The 22868-nt window shown below is 67.8% G+C and carries 15 protein-coding genes and 1 pseudogene; 5 read left to right on the top strand and 11 right to left on the bottom strand.

Going from position 1 to position 22868, the window contains the following annotated elements; all coding sequences use genetic code 11:
- Positions 1-25: 25 nt before the first annotated feature.
- Positions 26-328 carry a hypothetical protein gene (locus tag ACZ4RZ_RS28810; protein WP_467748866.1) on the bottom strand — a complete coding sequence of 101 codons (303 nt, stop codon included), beginning with the start codon at positions 326-328 and terminating at the stop codon, positions 26-28.
- A 328-nt stretch (positions 329-656) separates the two neighbouring features.
- On the opposite strand from ACZ4RZ_RS28810, the gene ACZ4RZ_RS28815 reads away from it, so the two are divergent.
- On the top strand, positions 657-1418 hold the full coding sequence (locus ACZ4RZ_RS28815) for a hypothetical protein (RefSeq protein ID WP_467748868.1): 762 nt from the start codon (positions 657-659) through the stop codon (positions 1416-1418).
- A 43-nt stretch (positions 1419-1461) separates the two neighbouring features.
- Positions 1462-2127 carry a hypothetical protein gene (locus ACZ4RZ_RS28820; protein ID WP_467748870.1) on the top strand — a complete coding sequence of 222 codons (666 nt, stop codon included), beginning with the start codon at positions 1462-1464 and terminating at the stop codon, positions 2125-2127.
- 917 nt (positions 2128-3044) lie between these two features.
- Here ACZ4RZ_RS28820 and ACZ4RZ_RS28825 read toward each other — a convergent pair.
- Positions 3045-3677: an isochorismatase family protein gene (locus tag ACZ4RZ_RS28825; protein WP_467748872.1), complete on the bottom strand. Its 633-nt coding sequence runs from the start codon at positions 3675-3677 to the stop codon at positions 3045-3047.
- A gap of 234 nt (positions 3678-3911) precedes the next feature.
- On the opposite strand from ACZ4RZ_RS28825, the gene ACZ4RZ_RS28830 reads away from it, so the two are divergent.
- Positions 3912-4358, top strand: coding sequence for a MarR family winged helix-turn-helix transcriptional regulator (locus tag ACZ4RZ_RS28830; RefSeq protein WP_467748874.1), 447 nt, complete (start codon positions 3912-3914; stop codon positions 4356-4358).
- 31 nt (positions 4359-4389) lie between these two features.
- Positions 4390-4584 (top strand): annotated as a pseudogene (locus tag ACZ4RZ_RS28835) (transposase); the annotation flags it as partial.
- A 370-nt stretch (positions 4585-4954) separates the two neighbouring features.
- On the opposite strand, the gene ACZ4RZ_RS28840 reads toward ACZ4RZ_RS28835, so the two are convergent.
- From ACZ4RZ_RS28840 to ACZ4RZ_RS28860, 5 genes are all read right to left on the bottom strand, one after another.
- Positions 4955-6334: an HNH endonuclease signature motif containing protein gene (locus ACZ4RZ_RS28840; protein ID WP_467748875.1), complete on the bottom strand. Its 1380-nt coding sequence runs from the start codon at positions 6332-6334 to the stop codon at positions 4955-4957.
- A 617-nt stretch (positions 6335-6951) separates the two neighbouring features.
- The gene (locus ACZ4RZ_RS28845; protein ID WP_467748877.1) at positions 6952-8043 is read right to left on the bottom strand and encodes a methyltransferase domain-containing protein; all 1092 of its coding nucleotides are present in this window, start codon (positions 8041-8043) and stop codon (positions 6952-6954) included.
- Positions 8040-8459 (bottom strand): MvdC/MvdD family ATP grasp protein, encoded by a 420-nt coding sequence (locus ACZ4RZ_RS28850; protein WP_467748879.1) that lies wholly within the window; start codon positions 8457-8459, stop codon positions 8040-8042. The genes ACZ4RZ_RS28845 and ACZ4RZ_RS28850 overlap by 4 nt, the downstream gene beginning before the upstream one ends.
- Before the next feature lie 132 nt (positions 8460-8591).
- The gene (locus ACZ4RZ_RS28855; protein WP_467748881.1) at positions 8592-8825 is read right to left on the bottom strand and encodes a DUF397 domain-containing protein; all 234 of its coding nucleotides are present in this window, start codon (positions 8823-8825) and stop codon (positions 8592-8594) included.
- A complete protein-coding gene (locus tag ACZ4RZ_RS28860) occupies positions 8822-9670 on the bottom strand; it encodes a helix-turn-helix domain-containing protein (RefSeq protein ID WP_467748883.1) in 849 nt (282 codons plus the stop codon). The genes ACZ4RZ_RS28855 and ACZ4RZ_RS28860 overlap by 4 nt, the downstream gene beginning before the upstream one ends.
- Positions 9671-9827: 157 nt before the next feature.
- On the opposite strand from ACZ4RZ_RS28860, the gene ACZ4RZ_RS28865 reads away from it, so the two are divergent.
- Positions 9828-10472 carry an ATP-binding protein gene (locus tag ACZ4RZ_RS28865; protein WP_467748884.1) on the top strand — a complete coding sequence of 215 codons (645 nt, stop codon included), beginning with the start codon at positions 9828-9830 and terminating at the stop codon, positions 10470-10472.
- A gap of 435 nt (positions 10473-10907) precedes the next feature.
- Here the strand turns inward: ACZ4RZ_RS28865 and drmB are convergent, their stop codons facing one another.
- From drmB to ACZ4RZ_RS28885, 4 genes are read right to left on the bottom strand one after another with little or no spacing between them, the layout of a single operon-like run.
- Positions 10908-12773 (bottom strand): DrmB family protein, encoded by a 1866-nt coding sequence (gene drmB, locus ACZ4RZ_RS28870; protein WP_467748886.1) that lies wholly within the window; start codon positions 12771-12773, stop codon positions 10908-10910.
- On the bottom strand, positions 12770-16015 hold the full coding sequence (locus ACZ4RZ_RS28875; protein WP_467748887.1) for a helicase-related protein: 3246 nt from the start codon (positions 16013-16015) through the stop codon (positions 12770-12772). Before ACZ4RZ_RS28875 ends, drmB begins: the two co-directional genes overlap by 4 nt.
- Positions 16012-17916 (bottom strand): UvrD-helicase domain-containing protein, encoded by a 1905-nt coding sequence (locus tag ACZ4RZ_RS28880; protein ID WP_467748888.1) that lies wholly within the window; start codon positions 17914-17916, stop codon positions 16012-16014. Before ACZ4RZ_RS28880 ends, ACZ4RZ_RS28875 begins: the two co-directional genes overlap by 4 nt.
- Positions 17913-22673, bottom strand: coding sequence for a DEAD/DEAH box helicase (locus ACZ4RZ_RS28885; RefSeq protein WP_467748890.1), 4761 nt, complete (start codon positions 22671-22673; stop codon positions 17913-17915). The genes ACZ4RZ_RS28880 and ACZ4RZ_RS28885 overlap by 4 nt, the downstream gene beginning before the upstream one ends.
- Between the last annotated feature and the right edge of the window lie 195 nt (positions 22674-22868).

Genomic DNA, 22868 nt, shown 5'->3' on the forward strand with positions numbered 1-22868 from the left:
GACCCGGCTGTGGCGTGGGCCGGGCTCAGCCCCGCCGGTCGGCCACGGCCCACGAGGCGAGGGCCACGGCCCCGGCGACGCCGAAGACGGCGGGCCAGGCGCCCACCTTCTTGGCCAGCGGATGCGACCCGGCGAAGGCGGCGACGTACGCGGCGGTCAGCGCCCCGGCCGCCTTCCCGCCCGCCTGCTGCTTCCACTGCTGCGCAGCGGTGGCACCGGCGACGGCCAGCACGACCCCACCCAGCTGCCGCTTCTTGGTCCAGCGGGCCACGCCGTACCCGCCGATGAGCCCACTCGCGGCCACCGCCGCGGCCGGTACCTTCGCCATTGCTGCCTCCCGCTGCTGCGTCTGTCGAACGAACCGAGGCTAACTCGCCCGTGCTCGTCGACGGACGCCCACCTGGTTATGCCTGGCCCGCGCCGTAGTCGCCGCCGTTGGGGGTTCGGAACTGTTGCCGTTTGACCCTGCACGAGTGCGCTTTCGCGAGCATGAGTGAGCGCTGGTGTCGTGGCGGAGGCGTACGGACGGGTTGCCGGGCGACGGGAACGGGAGTTTGTCCGTCGAATGCGTGACCTTTGCGCGTGGGGTTCGTTGGGCGGGGTGAGGGGATGTTGCGGCGCCGGGCGGGGGTGGCGGGGTGGGTGGGTTGCGGGAGGTGGCCGCGTCGTTCGTGGTGCCCGGTCCCTCGGGTGTGGCGATCCGGGCCCGGTTGCGGGTCTCGCAGCCGGATGCCGCGGTGCTGGCCGAGGTGGGGGTGTTCCTGGGCGGACTGGCTGCGGGTGATCTCGCGGTGCGTTCTGGGCAGGGCCTGGATCACGGCAGTGCGACCTGGCCGGTGCGCAAGCGGGGGTTGACCGGGGTCTCCTCGGCCAGGTGGGCGGGCAGTATCACCAAGGCCACCCATGATCAGGGCGGTGGCGGTGGCATTGGGGAGATAACGCGTATCGCCGCAGGTGGCAGCGCGTCTAGCCTGTTGGTCATGCATCAGGACCGAAGGCGAGACCGGCGGCCAGCTCGTCGCGTGGGACTGGCGCGGGCCCGACACCAGGCTCCGGTCTTGGCGGTCGAGGGGGCCGAAGTCGTGATCGTTGGCTACTTCCCCGGCAAGCAGAAGGACTTCGCCGCACTGATGGATTCGGCGGTGCAGGAGATGACGGCGCATGGTGCACGGGTCGTGGGCCGGATCTTCCAGCGGCGTGGCGTCTCCAGCGGCGGGGCCAAGAAGATGGCCCTGCCCTATTCCTCGCGGACTCTCCTGAGCTACGGGAAGGTCCGTGAAGTAGTCGCGGTCTACGAGCAGACCGAAGCTGACGCGGCGGTCTTCTTGGCACCTCTGACGGAGCGTCAGCGTCGTGTGCTGACGGCCATGCTTGGCTGCCCCGCCGTGAGCCTCGCCGACGCCCAGACAGCGGACTGAGCTTGTCGTTCAGTCTCGGATCTCGAACAGTGAGTCGAGAACCGTGGCCCTCCACGCCCTGGCCTGCAACCGGCGGAAGAACGTGCAGCTCTCGGCGGCGAGTTGGGCCTGGTCGTGGGTCCGGCTACTCATCGCCAAACGCGACAGCGGTTGGTGCGCAAGTGTCGAGATACAGTTCGATCGCGATCTGATCTTCGCGCAACGTTCTTGCGGCTGCGCGGGCTTGCATATGGGGGAACTAATGCTTCGTGTCAATCGTGGTCTGGCGACGCTGGCCGCTGTCGCCGTCGGCGTCATCTTCGCTTCAAGTCCAGCTTCGGCCGCTGGTACCTGGCAGCCGGGACGGTACCTCGGCGAGTCCAACTGGTACTGCTCAACCTCGAAGACCCACTCCGTCTCCGACCATGTGCAATACCGAGGCTGCCTCGTGACCAACCGCAGTGGTGGAGCGCAGATCGCGCTGATTGCGACCCTGGACACCACCAAGGCCGTGGACATCAGCGGTTCACTCAACAGCAGCTTCGGCAGCAGCGCTGTCTGCACCAAGGAGCGGTACCTCGGCCAGTACAGCCTGATCTGCTATTCGCCGACCCGGCCTGTGGGCGTGTGCGACAAGCTCACGGGAGAGACGTCGATGATCGTCAATGGTGTCTCCAACTACACGCGAACCGACACGCGACCCCGGCCGGCCGCCTGCGACAACGCGTAGGCGCGCCGCTTGAGCCCGCGCGTATCACGCCCTACGGGAGACGGCGGTCGGCTGGCAGCCCAATCCGGCCGCGGATGCCGCTCAGACCGGTAAGCCGGTGCTGCCGGGACGCGCGGGCTACCAAAGGAGACCGCGGCGAAGGAGACGGCGAGGAAGTCGAAGCGCAGCGCCTCCTGAACCGAAGCGGAAGTGGTTCTGAGTCGTTGATCCGCGCCTGCCGAACTGATCTGGGAGGCACGGCAGCTGTCACCGCAGGCACAGGAAGCGTTGCGTCTGCGGGCGGTGGCCGCGTTGGCGTCGTGCCGGGATCGCGAGGATGTCGCGGCGGTCTTCCAGGTCTCGCCCAAGGCGGTGGTCGGCTGGTGGGCCAAGTGGCTGGCCGGCGGACGTCAGGTGCCGCTGGCTCAGCCGCGCGGGCGGCGCCTGGGCGAGTGCGGCCTTGGGCGCCCCGTAAACAGAGTCCAGCCGTCTCCCCTCACCAACACCACCCCTCAGAAGCCATCCGCTTACCGATCAATGGGCTTGTCTGGTCGAACGGGGGTCCTGGTCGGGTGTCGGCGCATGAGGGCAAGGCCTCGCGGTCCAAGGCGAAACGACTGGTGGAGCGGGTGTGGGCCCTCCAGGTGCGGCCCGGGGTGTTCACCGCGCTGGCGACACCGGTCCGCTGAAGGCATCTGGGCGGGGTGGCGGCTGCTCATGAGCATGGTCATCGACCACAGCACCACCGCGTCGTGCATGGCGAGAAGCGTCTCGACATCGCGCACTAGGCGGCGCGAGCGCATCAGCCACCACCGTCCAGGTCGATGGTGCACGTCGTGCTGACCCCACCGCTGGACGCGGACCGGCTCCATACGCGGCCGTGGCGGCGGGCCTGCGGGCCGCAGGGCGGCCTCTTCGTCCGAAGAACTGTCCGTGGACTAGGCGCGGTGCTGGTGGGCGGCCGAGATCTGGCCGACCAGGACGGCGAACGGCATGTCCAGAGCGGCATAGACCGCTCCGGCTGCCGGGTCTGCGTTGTCGGCGAGGGCCTCCACAATGAGCGTGGCGTAGTCGCTGACGATGACTCCGGCCTGTTGCATGCGCAGCAGGCCCGCCTCCCGCTTGGCCTGGCTGAAGGTGCCCGACGCGTCCACGGCCACATAGGCGTCGTACCCGGCGGCCGTGGCCGCGTAAGCGGGCAGGGCCGCGCAGACCTCCAGCGACACTCCCGCGAAGATCAGCTTCTGACGGCCGGTCGCCACGATGGCCTCACGGACCCGGTCGTCGTGCCAGGCGTTGACCGTGCTCCTGTCGATGATCTTCTGCCCGGCGGGCAGCGCCTCGACCAGCTCGGGTGTGGTCGGCCCCCACAGGCTGTCGGCCGCCGTGGTGGTGACGACCAGCGGGATGTCCAGCGCGGTCGCCGCTCGTGCAAGGGCCGCCACGTTGTGCTTCAGCTCGCCGACGGGAATGTCGCGCACTCCGGACAGGAGGCCGACCTGATGGTCGACCAGCATCACGGCTGCGTTCTCCCGAGTGATCGGGTCCAGGAACTTGCTGCGCTCGTTCATCTTTCCGCTCCTTGAGTCCTGTTGCGCCCACGAGCAATGTAGTCATTAATCTTGATAGTCAAGATTCGTGACTTCCTAAATGTAGGCCGACTTCGTGCCGGATCGCAAGGGCCGACAGCCGGGGCGCGAGTCTCCCGGCCGTTGGCGCGGAAGCTGAGGGCGGGCGGCGGGCGGCGACTAAAATCGCCGGTCGCAGGGGAGAGCGGCGGGCGACTGCCGGGACGGGAGAAGGCGTTGACCGGGCTAGAAGCCAGGGATCCGGACATCGGCGTGCTCGCCGCACGACTGCTGTTCTCCGTCCAGCGAGAGCTGTACGCCTCACTCGCTGAGCAGGGATTCGACGACATCCAGCCCCGCACCGGAGCCGTACTCGCCTACCTGAGGGCAGACGGCATCCGCGCCAGCGAGCTGTCGCAGCTCTCCGGGCAGCACAAACAGATCATCGGGACACTCATCGATGACCTGGAACGGCTCGGCTACGTCGAACGCAGACCCGACCCCGCCGACCGCCGGGCCAAACTCATCTGCCCCACCGACCGCGGCCTGCTCCAGATGCAAGCCGCCGCATCCATCATGCGCGCCATTGAAGAACGCCACGCGCAAGCACTGGGCGAACCGGAATACACCGCATTCAAAACAGCACTCCGCCAGGTCGCCGACCTCCAGCGCGAAACCCGTTGACCCGACGGCCGCGAGTGTGGACTCGCAATCGGTGCGGGCAGCGGCGGACATCCCCCGCCCGACATCCGGGTGGGACGGCGGGGCGAAGGTGGGCGGCCGCAAGCGACACGTCGTGGTGGACTGCCTCGGCCTGGTTCTGGCCGTGCTCGTGACCGCGGCAAGCGTGCAGGACCGCGACGCCACCGTCCCGCTGCTGGAGCGGCTGCGCACGATGTACTTCTCCATCCGCCCGGTGTGGGCGGACGGCGGCTATGCCAGGCGGCTGGCCGACTGGGCGGCCGAGAAACTCCGGCTCACCCTGGAGGACCGCGCCCGGCGCCGGCTCCGCGACTGCGGAAGGCGGCTCGGCCAGTACCTCGGCCACCGTTGCACGGGCATCTGCCAGCCGCTGAAGCGCGCGTTCCGCGTCGCCGAGCGCGGCCTGCACCCGCTCGGCCTCCTCCCGCAACCGCGCGATCTCTTCCCGGACCCTCTCCTCCCGAGCCTCCAGCAAACCAAGCACCGATGGCACCAGCCACCTCCACTAGCGAGACGAGCGGACGAACCATGTACATCTCTCCCGCCGCCGACCGGAGTTCCTGCCCGCCCACCCCGAACTAGACGATCACGTTCGGAAAGCGGACGGCATCTAACTCCCGATAAACGGGCGGCGCATTGCTGTACGTATGGCCGGTGGGACTGGTCCAACGGGCAATCCCCGTATGCGGATCCCGCGTCACCTTCCATCCGGGATGGTGAGTCTTGAGCCGATGATGTCGCCGACACAGTGGCTGCAGATTCTCCGGAACCGTCAGGCCACCTGCCTCAGGATGCTTGTGATCAAACGGCTCGACGTGATCGACATCGCAACGATGGGCAGGCATACGGCAACTGGGAAAGGCGCAGTACTGATCGCGTGCGATCACCTGCCGCTCGGCATCGGCCGTAGGCCTGTAGGTCGTGGGATCGACCTTCACGAGCAGCCCATTGCCAGGATCCGTAATGAGCCGCCGCCAGATGGTGCCCGGCGCAAACGCGATCTCGCGCGCCTGCCCGGCCGTGATCGGCCCGTACCCCTTCAGCTCAGCAGGCCCGTCATCGGCCCCGATCAAAACATCGAGAGGCACCGTGACCTGTACGACGGCAGCAGCTCGCCCACGCACCGGCCCACCGCAATCTCCCACCGCCCCAACCCGGTTGACGACAAGGTCGTACAACGCATCGGCGCGCTTTTGCACCAGAGTCCGCCCGTCATTGTCGAAGGTGGCTGCATGCGCGTCGACGGCCTGCTCCATCTGCGCAGCCTGCTCAGCAGGTAATACGGCACCGAACAGAGCCATGCCGTCGTCGCGCGGATAGCAGACCGTCTCCCGATCCTGCTTGCGCCGCCGATGACGCTCCTCCGCCCCATCCGGATCGGCCTTGTGGATCTGCCGACGCAGCGCAGCCCGCGTCTGCCCAACGGCCAGCTCAGGCATCTTCGTGAGCATGACGGCCTCAACCTGCCCGGCCGTCTCCGGCTCAAGAACGCCACACAACTCCGTGACGGCCTGTGCCTGCAGATAAGAGATGTCTCCCAGCTTGAGCAACTGCAGAGTCGCCGGATACCGCGCGCACAACTGCTGCGCTACATCGAGCCGCCGCGAAGCAGTGTCACTGGCCAGCCGCAACGCACAGGCGACTTCATCGCTCGCGGACTCCCACTCCCGCAACTGCCGAGTGTCGAAGTCCTCACTGGCAGAGGCAGCGTCCGACCCGGATTCCGCATGCTCCCCAATGGCCGCCAAGACCTCGACCTGCAGCCCCTGCAACCAAGCGATATGCCGCTCGAATACGGCCAGGGCATCAATCCGCCCCCGCGCCGAGACCCGCTCACCAGTCAACGCGACCAGCAGCTCCAGGGTCTCTACCGAAGGCGCGCACTCCCGCAATTCAGCGACCCACTCATCCGTCCCCCCGGACGGCACATCAACTTCGGACTCCACCGCAACAGCCATCGCGCTCACCCCCGTCCCCATGAGAGCGCCGAACCTCACCTAACTGCCAACGATCCGACCTCTCCATTATCGCTTACAGAGAGTGATACTCCCAGCTCAATGCTGCATTTCACCCATCCGAATGATCCACTCCGGAACCAGGAACTCCACAGACCCACGCCCCGCCCCAGGCAAGCCCGCCCCAGACCGCGAGCCGCCAAGAGCCCCGCCACAAAGCCAGACGCGACCGCGCCCCACCCACGAACCGCGAGCCGCCAAGCGGACCCGGCGTGCGCAGACGACCTAAATGCGCCCCCGAAGCCATAAACCCCCAGCACCCGGCAGCGTCGAGAAACCCCACCCCTGCTTCCCTAGCCGCCCCCCTTCGGGCCGCCCGGCCAAGAGAAACCCGCGGTGGAGGGGCGAGAGTCAAGAGTGGAGCGAAGCGGAATCGGCGCAGCCGACGCCCGAAGGGCGCTCTTGACGCTCGCTCCGGAACCGCCACACTCGGCAAACCCGGGCGGCCTTGGGCGCCTTGTAAACCGACTTCACTGAAACTCAGGCCCCGGCCCTGCGGGCGAGAATGAGGCAAGCAGCAGCAGCGCCACATAACGCGGCGATGACGTCCAGCGCGCTGATCACGAGGCGCCACCCCCGGGCAGTTCCCACGCAGGCCCGTCGGGCACGTCGTACGAGACGGTCTGCCGACTCGGGGTGATGGTCACGCGGAACTCATCGCGATGAGGTACGCCGTGGAAGACGGCGGCGAGATCCTCCACGACATCCCACAAGCGGCGCGGCCCGATCTGCCGCACCGCGCCGGACACGTGGGCGGTCGCCGTTGAGCCGTCCTCGGTCCACAGACCAACGGCGGTGAGTTCGCCGTCGTCGTCGCGCCAAGAACACGAGTTGTGGCCGGGCAGGGCGATGGACAGGGGGAACCGCAGGCGGTCGAGGATGTCGCCCGGGGCCGCCTTGGTATCCGTGGGTTCCACGCTGCGCACGGCATCGAATGCGGGGGTAACGGTGCGAGTGCGCCGGGGCATGAAGTGAGCGGGTGTAGGGAGGAACCGTCCGGTCGCGTGACCGGGGGCGGTGACGGTGGCGCGCAGCACTCCGTATCCAATGGGGGCAACGATCACCGAGCCGGGCGTGGCCTGGTCGAGAAACGCCGCCGGTAGAGCCCGCAGCGCGGCGGTGGCGATGAAGCGCGAGTAGGGAGCACGCTGTGACCAGCCGCGAGCGCCGTCTCCGGTGGTGATGAACGGGCGGTAGCCGGCCTTTTCGAGGCGGTGGGCCGCAGCCTCGACGAGGATCGGGTCGACGTCGAGACTGGTCACGTTGTCGTCGCCGAGCCGGTGCGAGAGCAACGCGGCGTTGTAGCCGGTCCCCGTCCCGAGTTCAAAGACGGTGTCGCCTTCTCGGGCTTCGAGGGCGTCGAGCATTTCCAGCATGAGGGCGGGTTCGCTCGATGAACTGGTGGGGATGCCCTGTTCGTCAAGCTGGGTGGTGAGCGCCTGGTTCGAGTAGACGGTTTCCAGGTAGCCCGGGTCACCCCAGTTGACGGCCCGCCAGGATCTGTCGTGGGCTTGGGTGTAGAAGCGGGGAACGAAGATGTGCCGGGGGACGGCCGCGAACGCGTCGACCCATCCTCTGTCGAACTGCGGGTCGAGTTCCGCGGCGAACTTCTGTCGCAGCGCGGCCGACACCCGGGTGTCCGGCCAAGTCATTCGGTGTCTCCTTGCAGGTGGTCGGCGTGCGCAGCAGCGATCGGCAGGCCGGTTCGGTTTTCCACCCATGCCCAGGTGCCGGCGGGGTTGTTCTCGAAGAACACCCACTCGCCTTCGGGCGTCACGGCGAAGTCGAACGATCCGAACACGATCCTGTAGTGGGCCAGGAAGCGGCGTACGCCGTTGACAATGTGGTCGGGTACGGGGGTGGTGCCGTACTCGATGTGTTCGTAGTCGGTGCGCCAGTCGGTACGCGCCTGTTCCGAGGTGGTGTGAAGCGTTCCGCCGAACACCTGGCTGCCGACGGCGACAAGGCGCACTTCGTACGCCTTGTCGCTGGCCTCTTGGAAGTAGTGGGCGGTGGTGCGGATGCTGTCGTCGAAGTCTTCCGGGTCGACGTAGTGCGTCGCCACCATCAGGGAGCGGCCCTCATCGATTGGGAGGCGTCCGCCGAGGACGGGTCTAACCCACGATCGCGCGAAGACTGCCAGCACGGCCGGGGTCGGGCCAACTGATGCGATGAAAGGAGCGAGAGGCCCCGCCCTCCTTCATCGCGGCAACGGACAGCGTTCCAGGGCTCCTCGGGCCAAGGCCTCCAGAAAGCTGTTCCAAGCAGCAATCCGAACAGTGACGATGGGACTGCTGTGGTCCTTGGAGTCACGTATCAGCGTGTCATCGCCGGCGTGCGCACATTCGACACACTCGCCGCCCGCGCCATTGCTGTACGAGGACTTGAACCAAACCAAGTGATCGTGGAGGACAGTGGGACCCGCAATGGTCATCGCGCGTATTCCTTCAGAACCGTTTTGATCAACTGGGTGGACCGCTGAGGGCTCAAGGCTGCGGCCCGCAAGCCGTCGAAGGCCCGCGTGTACTCCCGCACATGGTGTTCGCCCTCCAGATACATGGCATCGGTGATGCCGTCCCGATACACGATGTCCTGGTCTTCCGGATCCGGGAAGCCAAGCATGGTGAACGAGCCGGTGGCCGGGTAGGTACCGGAGTCGAAGGGCAGGATCTGCAATGTGACAGTGGGCAACTCTGCTGACTCCAGGATGCGTTCGAGCTGCTCACGCATCATCGCCCGGTCCCCGATGACATTACGCAAGGCGCCCTCGTTCACGATGAACCAGGCGTCCGGGGCTTTGGGGCGCGTGAGCATGGATTGGCGTTCCAGCCGGACGTGCACGGCGCGGTCGATGTCGGCAGGTGTCATGTGTGCGCCGGTCTTGTGGAGTTCCGAGGCGTAAGCAGTGGTCTGCATGAGGCCGGGCAGCAACTCGCACTGGTACTGGCGAATCGTGGAGGCGTCCTGCTCCAAGCCGATGTAGATCGAGAACCACTCGGGCACGCCGGAGCCGTGGACTTGCCACCATCCACGCGTCTTGGCCTGCCTCGCCAGGGACTTGAGGAATTCCCGCAGCTCGTCGCTGGTGTTGTAGAAGCGGCACAGGGCATCGATGTCGGACGGCTGGATGCGGCCACTGCCGGTCTCCATGCGATTGACCTTGGACCCACTCCAGTCCAGAGCCTCGCCGACCTGTGCGCAGGTGAGTCCGCTCTTCTCTCGGAGCTTCTTGAGCTCGATCGAGAGACGACGACGGCGTGCCGTCGGTGAACCGGCCATCTCAACCCTCTTTCGGATATCGGGTGTTCAGTCTCACGCCAAGGGATGTGCTTGCCAATCACTCGGAAGTGGGAATCCCGCCGTGCACATTGCACGGAGGGATGTGTCACCAGCATCCTGACAGAGGTATAGCTCACATCACAGAGAGGGGTTGTGCATGATTCAGCAGGCATGCATGGTGCGGAAGCCATGGGACTTGGCCTTCACGGCCGAAGCCGAGGAAGTAGCCGCCCTGCGCCGCATCATGCGGCTTCAGCTCGGCCTCTGGGGTCTGCACGAGGCCATCGACCCGGCTCAACTCTGCGTCAACGAACTGGTCTCCAACGTCATCACACACGTGGGCCCGGGTACCCCGACCACGCTCGCCGTCTCCATGAACGGCACTCGTCTGCGCATCGAGGTCCACGACCCCGACACGCTGGTCTTGCCGACACTCCTGGAGGCGGGCGTCGACTCCGAAGGTGGTCGAGGAATGGCACTCGTCGACACCATTGCCGACTGCTGGGGTGTCCAGCTCCACCCCGACCGAAAGGTCACCTGGTGCGAACTGCCCACCGGTCTGAACTCGCCCCACGGCCACAGTGGGGGCGCGCCTGTGGCAAGAGCAGGAGCGATGCTCGGTGTCTACGGCGCAGTGAAGCTGCCCGGCAACCCGGGCCCAAGCACGCTGAGCGCGGCTGTAGCGCAGGAGGCGGCGATCAACGTCATCGCTGACCTCCTCCACTGGCTTCGCGTGCATGGTCTTGATGCCGATGAAGCCCTCGATCGAGCCCAGATGCACTTCGAGGCGGAGGCGGAGTAGACAGGCAATGAGGAGTGAGGATCAACCGGCAGCAATGGCGGAGTATGTCCACACGTCCGCCGGGGACGTCTCCGATGTCTGGTTCTGGGACTCCCAGTGGAAGAGTGACAGCGGCCACCAAGAATTCCCAACAGGCGGCCAGTTACGGATGTGACGGTGCGTGAGCATCTGCGGTTCGGTGGCCTCTCTGCCGACCGCCCGTGGCGCTCCCGGCTCGGCCGTGGCCGCACTTGGCGGGACCAGTTCCAGTCAGTGCCAACGGTGCATGCCAGCCGGTGGATGAGGCGGAAAGCCACGTGGGGGAGAACTGCGGGCGCAGTGTGATGCGGCGGGGACTGGAAAGGGAGCTTCAGCTACCGCGCCAGTCCCCGGCCCTACCGAGACGTCGTGGTACAAGGCGCCGATCTGTGTCGGTGTCCCACGGTCAGCCGGATGTCACTGCTCCAGTACGTTCGCGAAGAAGCCCAGATGAGGATCGTCCGGGGTACCGACGAGCAGTGCTCGGTCCAACAGGATGTTGTTGTGCTCGCAGCTCGTCTCCGGGAGCATCACGCAGGCGTGGCAGGCGGCGAGGTTGGTGCCGCCGGTGCCGGATGCCTCGGACTCGACACAGAGCGGGTCGGAGGAGCACCACTCGGCACGGTGGACGGCCGAACGCACCGCGCGGTCGAGAAGCTCCGGTTCGCCCTGCGCGACGAGACCGCCGAGGCTGCCCGCCGAGTCGCTCGTCGCCGTGTAGATGAGCAGCCCGGCCATGTCGTCGGCGGCGTACAGGCGCTCGCGCAGGGAAGCAGCCGGGTAGCCGGCTTCCAGACTCCACTCGTTGATGAGGACGTGGGCCAGGGTGTGCAGCAACACCATGCGAGGAGTGGCCGGGGAAAGGACGGCCCGGCTCGGGTCGTCGGCCCGCTGCTCCAGCACCCGCTGGTGAGCGGCACGCATCCGGTCGACCCTGGCGGCCACCGTCATGACCTTCTCCCAGGCGCCGAGTCGATCCTCGTCCAGGCGGAGGAAGACTCCCTCGCCACGCACCTCCATGGCCGGGAGCCATCGCAAGGGACACTCAGAGAGAGGCATCTCCTTGGAATCGGTCGTCGACTCGGCGTCGATGAGCCGGGTGAACGCCTTCAGGGCACGCACCTCGCGGAGCTTCTTGACCAGCATCGGACCGGTGACCCCGAGCGGACCGAGGACGCTCTGGTCGCCCAGCGGGGTCTCGCAGACGAACTGCTCGTCGCGGGAGTGCTCGCTCTCGTCGTTGCCCGAGCGGAGACGCTCGTACTCCTTGTTACGCAGGGCGCGATAGCGGTGGTCGAAGGTGGCGGCGGCCTCACCGTCGGGGTCTTCCTCGCGCTCCGCGGCGAGCAGCGCCATCACCTCGTCCAGGGAAACGGGCCACTCCTCGTCGAAAACAGCGTCGAGGTAGATAGCGACGGCCGCGCGGTCGTCGTACTTCCTGAGCTTTTCCCAGTGGCCGTCGAGGGGATCCTCGCGGCGGTTGCTCCACGGGGGGATGGACAGAGCCGACTTCAGCACCGGCTGCCATACGGAAGAAGAACCGCGCTGGAGCGTACGCAGGGGGAGGCCGCACTCCTGAGCCGGGGCAGACGCACCGAGCCACGGGCGAGTGCCTCGGCACTTGAGGCCCAGGTCCCCCAGCGCGTTCCTGCGGAAGGAACCCTCCATCGAGACCTCGGGCGCCTGGCCGCAGGTGCAGGAGACGAGGATCGAGCGGAGCGAGGACGTACGCCCGGACGAGCGCAGCTTGAGCCTCCCCCCGCACTTTCCGACCGTCGTGGAACCACGGTCGGGAGAGCGATGCGTCCACTGCCAGTAGGGGAATTCGCCGAGGTGTCCGGCCTCGCAGGCGACGACGAAACGGGAGGGGACGAGGTCGACCTCGCACGTGCCGCAGACGCTGCGCCCGGCGGGCGGGTTGAAGTCGCCGTGTCGCTGCAGTTCGGTGCACTCGGGGCAGGAGTGCATCAACGGGAAGCGCCGGACCCGAAGACCGTCCTTGCTGGTGTCGTCCGACGCCGGCGGCAACCGGAAGTGGTCGACGCCGAGCAGTCGGGCCAGGCGTCGTTCGCTGATCCGCGGGGATTCGTCGGCATTCCAGCTCTGGTCTGCCTCGTCCAGGCCCGAGACGATGAAGGACTCCTGGTCGACGGCGATGAGCGATCCCACGCCGTACGTGGTGATCGCCTGGGCGCGGCGGACCGCACCCCGCCGCGGAAGATTGTGGGCGGGCGTACCGCCTCTCGCGGTGGTCCGGCGACGACGGGCGGGGGGCGGGGTCATCGGGTTCCCTCCATGAACAGGGCGGTCTCGGCATCGACATCGCGCAGACTCCACAGCGTGGGGTACGCCTCGGTGTCCTCGGACTCGTCGTCGTACGCCTTCAGGAGCGAGGGGGCGCGATTGCCCCGTTTCGGTTCGAAGAGCAGGCCACTGTGGTTGCTGGCTTCCTTGCGCCACCACTCGACGAACTCGTCGAAGCCCTGGGACACGGCGTCGGTCTCCTCCGGGGTGACCGCGCTCACGCGGCTCATGAGCACGGGCTTGATGCGGCCTTCGAGGATGTTCACGTAGGACTCGACCTTGCCGGCGTTCTCGTTGGGTCGGGCGGCCGGGATCATGATGCGGGCGAGGGCGACGATCACCGCGTGCAGACCCCGTTCGCGAGCGCGGGCGGAGAACGGGGTGACGGAGGTCGACTCCACCTCGCGGTACAGGGCCGAGTGGAAGTGCTGGAAGCTCTCGTAGTGAGAACGGTCCCGGGACCGCGACGAGTTGAGCATGACCGCCACCAGTCCGGGGTGCGCGCGGCCGACCCGGCTGGTGGCCTGGATGTACTCGGCGGTTGTCTGCGGCTGACCCATCACGGCCATGAGACCGAGGCGATCCACGTCCACGCCTACCGCGATCATGTTGGTGGCGAGCAGGACGTCCACGGTGTCCTCGTCTGGGAGCTTCCGCTCGATGCCCTTGAGACGGGTGGGGATCTCACTGGCGTCGATCCGGCTCGTCAGTTCCGAGTCGTTGGCGACCGAGCGCACCGTCACGCCTTCGCGCTCGGCAAGCAGTTCCAGGTAGGCCACCACGTCGTCGTGGACCTGGAGCTCGGCCGCGGAGAGCAGCCTGAGGCTGTTGAAGTAGCCGACGAGACTCCAATACGCGTCGCGCACCTCGTCCTTGGTGTCTGCGTGCTTGGCTCGGTGCAGCAACGTGGCATACGTGCGGATCAGCAGGGTGGACTGGCTCGTGCCGGGGGCCAGGAGCCCGACGTAGCGGCGGCTCGCCTTCTCCTCCCGCGGAGTCTCCACGGCGAACCACGAGTCGCGAGAGTCCAGACCGGCGGGCGGGAACTGCCGTACGTCACGGGCGAAGAGGTGAAGCCCCTGATCGGCGGCGCGACGGATGGTCGCCGTGGAGGCGATCACCTTGGGACAGTCGGCGAGCGCGTCCACCGCGGTCTCGTACAGGCCGGTGAGGGTTCCCAGCGGACCCGAGATCAGATGAAGCTCGTCCTGGACGATCAGCTCCGGGGGAGGTGTGCCGTCGTCCGGGTCGTCGAGGTTGAAGAGAGCGGAGGTCGCCGGCCGCCACGGCATCGAGGCGAACTTGTCGACGGTGGCGATCACCAGCGTCGGTCGGGCGTCGTATACCGCCTCGTCGATCAGGTGGACGGGCAGGCCGTCGGCGAAGTCGCAGCCTGCGCCGGGGCAGCGGACGTGCATACGCTTGGCGTCCTCGTCTACCTCGTAGTTCCGGGCGTCGAGGCGGGTCCCGCACCAGGGGCAGGCGTGCAACTGGACGGGGTTCTCGGTGGCGAGGCGCTTGTCGAGGTTCGCTCGCAGCTCGTCGAGCTTGAGGTCGGCCTCGATCAGCGTGTTGGGAGTGGCTGAACGCCCCACCCACATGCCGACGGAGAACGGCTCATCGCCCAACTCAGGTGTGCGGTGTCGCAGGTGCTCCATGGCACAGAGCAGGGTCGCCGCACGCTCGAACTGTTGAAGGGTGAGCAGCCGCAGCGTGTAGCGCATGAGGACAGTGACACCGCCGCCGTCCCTGCCCTTGCGGATGCGACGCAGGAAGGACGTCAGGGCGATCAGCCCGAGGTAGGCCTCCGTCTTGCCACCACCGGTGGGGAACCACAGCAGGTCGGAGATCTTCCGGTCGCGGTGCTTGCGATCGTCGATGCCGGCCATGCAGAGCAGCACGAAAGCGATCTGGAACGGGCGCCATTCGCCGGCCGCGGGGTCGGGGGCACCGACGCGTCCTTCCTTCACCCACCTGCTGTGGGCACGCTGGTCGGCCATGGCGCGGTTGGCGAGCCGGAACGCCCTCATCAGGTCGGGCTTGGCCCGTAGCAGCTCGATGCCTTCGAGAATCCGGTCGAGTGCCTCGCGGCAGGCCCTCACCTGGTCCCGCGCGGGCTTCTCATGGGTGTCGCCCGTCAGAGCGCCCGCCTCGGCCGACTTCCGGTCGATCCAGCGTTCGTAACCCGTGGCGAGCCCTTCCAGAGCGGCCAGGATCTCGGCGTCGGAGTCCTCGGCCAGCCCCAGCATGGACAGCGTCGAGCTGTCGATCTCCGGGTTGGAGTCGGTGAGCAGAACCTCCATGCTGGGCACGAACTCGCTCCGTACCTCGGCCACGGCGGCCCTGACGGTGTCAGTCATACCGATCGGCGGCGGGGTCCAGTCCCACGCGGCGGAGCAGCCGTGTCCAACGGCGAACGTCGGCGCGTGGCGGTGCAGCAGCCGACTCGTGGCGATCTCCGGGTCGTGGGCGGCAGTCGGGGCGGGACGCTCGACGAACGCGGTGGAGCCGTCGGCGGCCCGGACCGTCAGGCCGCACTGGAACAGGGAGAAGGCATCCTGGAGATCCCGTTCGCCGATCTTCTGCTCGTTGATCAACGTGACTGTGACCGTGACCGTGTCGGTCTTCCGGTCGGGGCGACGGACGATGACGTGCAGTGCGACCTTCTTGTGAAGGAGTTCGATCGGTTCGGCCGGCGCAGTTACAGTCACGTCGATGAGCTGGTCCGGGAGCTGAAGTTCCCTGCGTCGCCACCGCTCCCGCTGCTCGGCGGTGGTGCGGGCCTCGGCCCGGCGAGCGGGGACCGGGTTGCCCCCGGCGTCGGTGGGCTCGTAGACGGCCGCGCGGGCCGAGACCACGATCGTGTCGCTTATGGCCGGGTCGACCGCGAACGTCAGGCCCACGGAGGAGGGTCGCCTGTCTCCCGCCGCTCCGACATCCTGCGCGGTGCCGGACTCCTCGGCGTCGTCGCGGGATGGTACGGGCGTGGTGTCCGTGCCGTTCTGCTCGGCGGCGATCTCGACCTTTCGCTCCTTTGAGGCACGCGGGTACAGCACGCCGGTGAGATAGCGGTCGATCGGCGCGTCCTGGGTGAGGACTTCGTCCCTGTCGTCCGGCGCGGCGTCCGGTGCGGGTCCCAGGAGCTCGCGGCGGAGCCCCACCAGGAGTTCCTCGTCCCGGACCCGATAGTGCTCGGAGTGCCGACCTGCTACGTTCGTCATGCGCGCTGCTCCTCGTCGTTGTTGGCACGCCGATACCTTCCGATGCTTGTGATCCGGGGGACGATCCACACGCCTCGGTCGCCGAGGCCGGCGTTGGCACCGGCGGCGGTGCTGCCCGTCACGGTCTCCAGGGTGTCCACCCGTATTCCGTGGATCTCGTCGGGCCACCAGGGGTCCCACGTCCGGTTCACCTTCTGCACCTGGAACAGCTCCTCGCGGAACCGTTCCGACGCTTCACCGATCTCCCGCCCGTCGTGCATCAAGGCGTACGGCGGGCTCTGGTGCTCGCCCATGGGCAGGTCGTGCCGCTTGCGCCACACCACTTCCTGCCCGGGGCCGACCCGCTCCAGGAGATACGCCTGGGTCGCCACGGCGTCGGTCTCGTGGCCGGGCGGGTTGTCCCGGGAGACGTCGCCGGCCTCGGCGACGACTCCGTACCTGTCGAACGACCGCCACCCGCCCACGTACCGGCGGCCGTTCTTCCTGCCACCCGCTCTTCTGAGAATCGGCAGCTCGGGGGAGACCGCGTGGTAGAGATCCTGGCGGGCGCGCGTCATCGCCACGTACAGGGCTCGGGCCTCGGCCGGGAGGTCCAACTCGTCCTTGTACTGCTTGTGGAGCTCGGCGACGGTCGGCGGGGTCAGGACGATCACCCGGTCGAACTCCAGGCCCTTGGCACGGTGCACTGTGGAGACGACGATCCGGGTGGTCTCCTGGTCGGCCGCCTCGTCGGGGAATCTGCTGTCGGCGACCGAGCGGCGCAGCCGCTCCAGATCGAGCACATTGCGCCCGGTCCCGTGTGCGGCGCGACGCAGCACCGTCCACAGGGCGGTCGCGTTCGGCTCGTACGGCAGAGGGATCGCCGTGAGCAGAAAGCGGAACCGGTCCTCGGTGAGGCCGGTCGCCTCGGTGCGGCGGAGCAACTCGGCCACCCAGTAGGGCACTGGCCGCTCTTCCAGGGGGCGCCGCAGCCGGTGCTCCACGCCGTGCTCGTGGAGCAGGCCGGAGACCACCAGCGCTTGGCGGTTGTCGCGGGTAAGGATCGCGCAAGTGTCGGGGAACGACCGCAATCCGTCCAAGGTGAACGGATCGGTGAGGTCGCCCATCGCGTTCGCCGGATCCAGGAGCAGGTCGCGCAGTTCCTCGTAGAGCGTCGCCGCCTCGTCCGCGTCGGTGACCTGCTGGAGCCGAGGCCCGTGCGGGAGTGCGATCCGGGCCTCGGGGGTGACGGCCCGGAAGTTCTCGGTCAGGTGCAGCTCCACCAGGTCGTCGGGGAACGAACAGCGCAGCCACTCGAAGAACCGGCCGGTCTCGGCAGCGCGTTCGTCCAGGTTGTCGATCTGGAAGCCGTAGACGGACTGGGCGGCGTCGCCGACCAGGGTGAAGCCGCAGCTGTCCTGGTACCGGTCGAGCAGTGCCTCCACCAGTTCCCGGCGGTCGCCCAACAGATCCTGCACTTCGTCGATCACCACATGGGTGGGCGGAACGGCGTCGCCGGCCTCCAGCGCACCCTTCTCGATCGCCTCGGTCGCGGCCTTGATCCGCTCGTCGAAGCTGGCCGTACCCCACTCGCCGTCCGGGTACGCCTGGCGGAGCAGTCCGTAAGCCCAGGCGTCGAAGGTCTGAGCCCGGACCCGGCGGGCCCGCTCCCCGTGCCGGGCGATCCGTTCGCGCAGCTCGCGCGCGGCGGCCCGGGAGAAGGTGAGCACGAGGATGTCGGCGGCCTCCAATGCCTCGTCGGGGTCCTCGTGCCCGCACAGCGCGTCGAGTCGACGCACCAGGGTGTGCGTCTTGCCGGCCCCGGCTCCGGCGGTGACCAGGACACGGGCGTCCCAGGGCTGCTCGACCACGGCCCGTTGCTCGTCGGTGAGCGGGGGACTGTCGAGGTAGGCGTCGGTCACTTCCGGCTCCAGAGGTGCTCGAACTGGGCGAAGGCGAGCTGCGTGTCGTAGTTCGCGATGTTGTCGCTGACGTTGAGGATCAGGCAGGTCTTCTTGCCGCCGTTCTTGGGGCCACGCAGACCGCGTCCGATCATCTGCTGGTAGACGTTGGTGCTGTAGACCGGGCGGGCCACCACCACGACTCGGGTGGCGGGCGCGTCGAAACCCTGGGTCAGGACGCCGTAGTTGGTGAGCACTCGGATCCGTCCCGTGCGGAAGTCCTCGATGCGCCGGCGCCGGTCCTGAGTGCTGGTGGTCGAGTCCACGGCGGCGGCCCGGATCCGACGGTCGTTCAGCATGGCAGCCAGGTACTTGGCGTGGTCCACGGAGGTGGCGAAGAGCAGGGTCGGCCAGTCTTCCGGCAGCCCGGCGACCTCGTCGACGATACGGCGGCTGCGCGCGTGGTCGTCGGCGAGGCGCTGCTCGGCGGCCCGGGAGAGCATCGCCATCTGATCGGCATGTGCCCTCTCGTCCCGGGTCAGCTCGATCCGACCGCCCTCCAGGGTCCGGTGTTCGACCTGCGCGAGCATCCCCCAGTCCTGAAGGTCCCGGTACGGATCACCGGACGGGAAGACGCCCTCGTCGAGCCGTCGGTTGCCGAAGCGGTTGACCAGCCGGCGGGTCTCCTCCTCGTTGGTGTTGCGGAACGGGGTGGCGGTCAGACCGAGCAGGTGTCGCCGGGTCTCGTACTGGGTGAGGCCCAACTGCCCCAGGATCCCTGTGTACCGCTTGGAGATGGCGGTGTGCGCCTCGTCCACGATCACCAGCGCGGCCTGTCGCAGCCATGCGTACTGTTCGGATTCCAGGCACCGCTCCAGTTTGGCGTCCGTGGCCACCACCAGGTGCGGATGGTCGGTGACATCACCCACCTCGTTGGTGCTCCACAACCGGCTGATGGTGAGCGGTCGCTCCGCTCCCACCTTGCTCCAGACGAACTTCCAGCTTTGCACGGCCTGTTCGCACAGCTCCTCGGTCTGCGCGATCCACAGCAGAGGGCCTTCCAGGTCTCCCACCTGCTTGACCCAGCGGATCACGGCTTCGGCGGTGACCCGGGTCTTGCCGGCGCCGGTGGGCAGCGACAGCATGCCGCGCTGCGGGGTCAGCCGGTCGAGCAGGTGGGAGATGCTCCGGACGAGGTCCTCCTGATAGTCGTGGAGATGGGGGAAGTCCTGCGGGCCGTCCACGGTTTCGAACGCGGGCGGTACCGGAGTCCTGGAGCCGGCGAAGGATCCCGGCAGCTTCAGGTCCGACACGAAGGCGATGGCATTTGACGAACCCCCGTATGCCACGGGTGCGTTGGGGAATCTGGCCTGGATGTCCCGGGCGTGTTCCTTGAGCACCCCGTCGCCGTGCGCGTTGAACGCCATCTGCGCGATCCGTCGCCCGGACGGTTCGACACCGCCGGTCTCCCGCAGCTCGGCCTCCATCAGCCCCTCGGGCAGCCCGGACCGGAGTGCCTCGGCCCCGATCAACAGCTCGATCTTGGCGACCACGTCCTCGGCCTCGCGTACAGCCTTCAGAGCCGCCTTCATCTCGCTGTCCCGTGCCATGCGGTCCTGGTGCTCCAGCACTGACCGGCAGCCCGCTGCGCCGAGCCCGAGTCCCAACTCACGGTCGATCAGGCGCAGCATCGGCTCGGGGTCGAGGGGAACGCGGACCTTGACCGTGTCGCCCTGACGCATGGCGTCCAGGGGAGTGGCGTGCACGCCGTTGGGGGTGCGGGTCACCTCCTCCAGCTCGGTGCACCGCTGCACTGTGCTGCCGCGGTTGGCGTTGTTCAAACGCTGGCGCAGAGCGGGATACAACTCCACCAGGGGCACTGGGTCGCCGTTGGGGACCTCGCGGGTCTCCCGGGTGATCACGTCGGCGTAGCGGAGCATTCCCCACTTCTCGGCCATCAGCTCGGCGTCCTCGAAGGTCGCCACGAGCAGCGCGGGAAGCTGTTCGGCACGCAGCGCCCGATACTCGGTGTCACCGACGGCGACCGTGATCTCGTCGTCGGGGCGCGTGTCCCAGATGTCGCCGATTCGGCAACGGGTCAGGGAGTCCTCGGGGAAGTCCGCTCCGAACCGGGTCAGCATCACGTAGGTGGCGCCAACAAAGGCGTCGTCCTCGCTCCGGGGCACCTCGGCGAGAAGCGCCTCCCAGCGGTCGCCGGGCACATCGTCGACCGTGGTCGGTAGTCGCAGCTTGCGGGCCTTCTCCGGAGAGATGTCGGCGACCGGCAGCACGTCATGGTAGGCGGAGAGCTGCGGGCCGACGGCCTCCCTCAGGGGCGTGATGCCCTGAGAGGTGGCGACGGTCCCGTACTTGTTGAGCATCCAACGGATCGGCGAGACCACGGCTTGTCGGGTGCGGGTCTGCCCGCCGATCTGTCGGGTCCAGTTGTCCACGACGGCGTCGTCGGGCAGCGCCTTCAGGAAAGCCGCGCGGGACTCCTCCGAGAGCGAGCGGAACAGGTGCAGCGGGCCGCCGATCGCAGCGCCCTCCACCTTCAACCGGTTCAGGGAAGTTCGTGGCGCGTGCTGGTCCAGGCCGCGCAGGTAGGCGGAGTGGACTGCCTCGCGGTACTCCTCGAACCAGGCCTCGCCCTCCGGGCGTACCCCGATCGAAGGCCTCTCCCGCAGGCCGATCTCCCTGAAGAAAGCGAGGTCGTCGGAGTGGAACTTCATGTCGACGGCGATGCTCGGGTCACGCCGTACGTCGACCACCGAACCCGGCAGCATGCAGTCACGCACCGGCCGGAACTTCCCGTCGGCGGTGCGCACGCGCAGGGTCTCTCGATGAGTCGGCACCCGCTCCAGAACCTTGTGGGCCAGCCGGCGTACGCCGGCCTGCCTGAACAGCTCCCAGAACCGCTCCCACTCGGTGTCCCCGTAGCCGTCGAAGCCCTGGTCGAGCACGCTAATGAATCGGCCCTCGACGTCGGCCTCCTGGATGCCGAGGACGTTGAGCGCGTGTCCGAGCGACGGGTCCTGGGCGATCCCGTCGGCCACGTACACCAGGGACTCGCGCAGCCCGCCCTGGTCGGCGCGGCGGAACACCCGGCCGGGCTCGGGGGCGACGAGGCCGTGCGCCTCGGTGAGCACGATCTCCGCCTTGCGCGCCTCCTCGGCGTACGGGGAACGGATCTCGATCATGTCCGCGAGGATGCGGATCGCCACCGCCGACGCCTCGACGGTGCCGCTTTCGACCAGCGCCTCCAACCATGTGCGGACGTCGGTCCGCCCGTGCCCGGCCGCACCGAGGATGTGCTCGACCTTGCCGGAACGCAGGACGTCGACTTCGACGCTGGGGTGCAGCCAGTTCGAGGGACGGTCGGGGCAGTCGTGCCACATCCGCAGCCAACGGGTCAGCCGCTTCTGGTCCTTGTCGAATCGGGGGTGGACGCGCAGCTCGGTCGGGACGCGCAGTGCCCCGTCCTGGTCCGGCAGCGAGGGGCGGACCGCGCTTCGAGCCCAGATCTCCTGGGTGAGGAACTCGTCCGCCCAGCTGATCGCCTCCTTGACGCGGCCGGGTAGCAGAGGGAGGTAGGCGGCCGGATCCTCGGTGGCGGCCAGGCCGGGGAGGGAGTCGACGACCAGCGCCGCCGCCACCTTGATCATTTCCTGGTTGAAGGGAGAGGAGTCCAGGAGGTTCTGCCGGTCCTCGTTGGTCTTCCAGGCCCCGTTGAGGATGCCGCTCAGCGACATCTCGTACTTGGTCGGGAAGAAGGACCAGAAGCGGCCCCGGCCACGGGCCTTCGGGCTGACGTGCAGACCGCTTTCCGGATCCTTCTCCAGGTCAGGCACGGCCCAGGCGAGGTCGAGCGAGAGCCGGTCGTGGAGTTCACCGGCATCGGCCCGGGCCGCCGGGCCGGGCTCGTGGGTGACCGAGAAGACCCGCCAGCGGTCGGCGACGGTGGGCTTCCCGGTCCGCTCCTCGATCACGGTGTGCAGATCACCGGACTGCTCCGCGGTGAGCACCCGACGGGCGCGCGGACGAGGGCGCCGGTCCTCCAGGACGACCTTCGCCACGTGCGGAGAGAAGAGCTGGAATCCGGTCGGGAACTCCTCGCGCTGCTGCCCGTAGTTCCGCGCACGCCCGCCGTGCATGTCCAGGCCGAGTCGGTCGTCCGCTCCTTCCAGCAGCTTGAGTCGTACGACGGTGGTCGCCCGGGTCAGCAACTCGTCGAGGATCGGGTCGGCCGAGCGCTCCCGGTGCTCGTCCAACGGTCGTGCCATCCGCAGCACGGGAGCGTCGAAGTCATGGCCGTACCGCTCCACGACCCCGGGTACGGACCGGATCTGCTCGTACGACCAGGCACGGTCGAAGCCGAAGCTGCCGGTGCGGCTGAAGAATTCCGGGGCGTCGGTCACGACGAGCACCGACTTCACGCCGACCCCGAAACGTCCGATCTGACCACCGCGCTTCCCCGACATGCTCATTCGGAGAATCGTCTCTGCGCCTTCGGGGGTGACAGGGTCCCCCTCGTTCGCGCAGTAGAGATGGGCGTCCGTGAGAACGACGTGGACGGAACCACCGGGCTCGGCGGCGATTTCGTCCGCGGCGTTCTGGACGAGCTCGAAGAGCTGTCGGTCGCCATATCCCCCCTGAGTGATCCGTCTTTCTCCGTTGGCATGCTCCGGAATGAGGCCGGGATCGACGGCGTACGTCTTGAGAACACGGGAGGACTGATCGAGCACGGTCTTGAGCACGGGGGTCAGTTCGGGAGACACAGGACTCCGATCCTGAAGCGATTGACCTGACGGAAGGACGTATGTGGGGGACCGTGTTGCCGAAGCGACGCCTGATTTGACGTTCGGTCAGGCGTCGTGAGATGTACGGGTGATGGCATGGAGGCTGGTCCGGTGGCGGTGGTTCCGAGGGCTCCGAGGGAACGGAAGTCGGCGAGAATTGCGCGTGAGTAACGG

Source organism: Streptomyces sp. NPDC027189 (assembly GCF_055566975.1).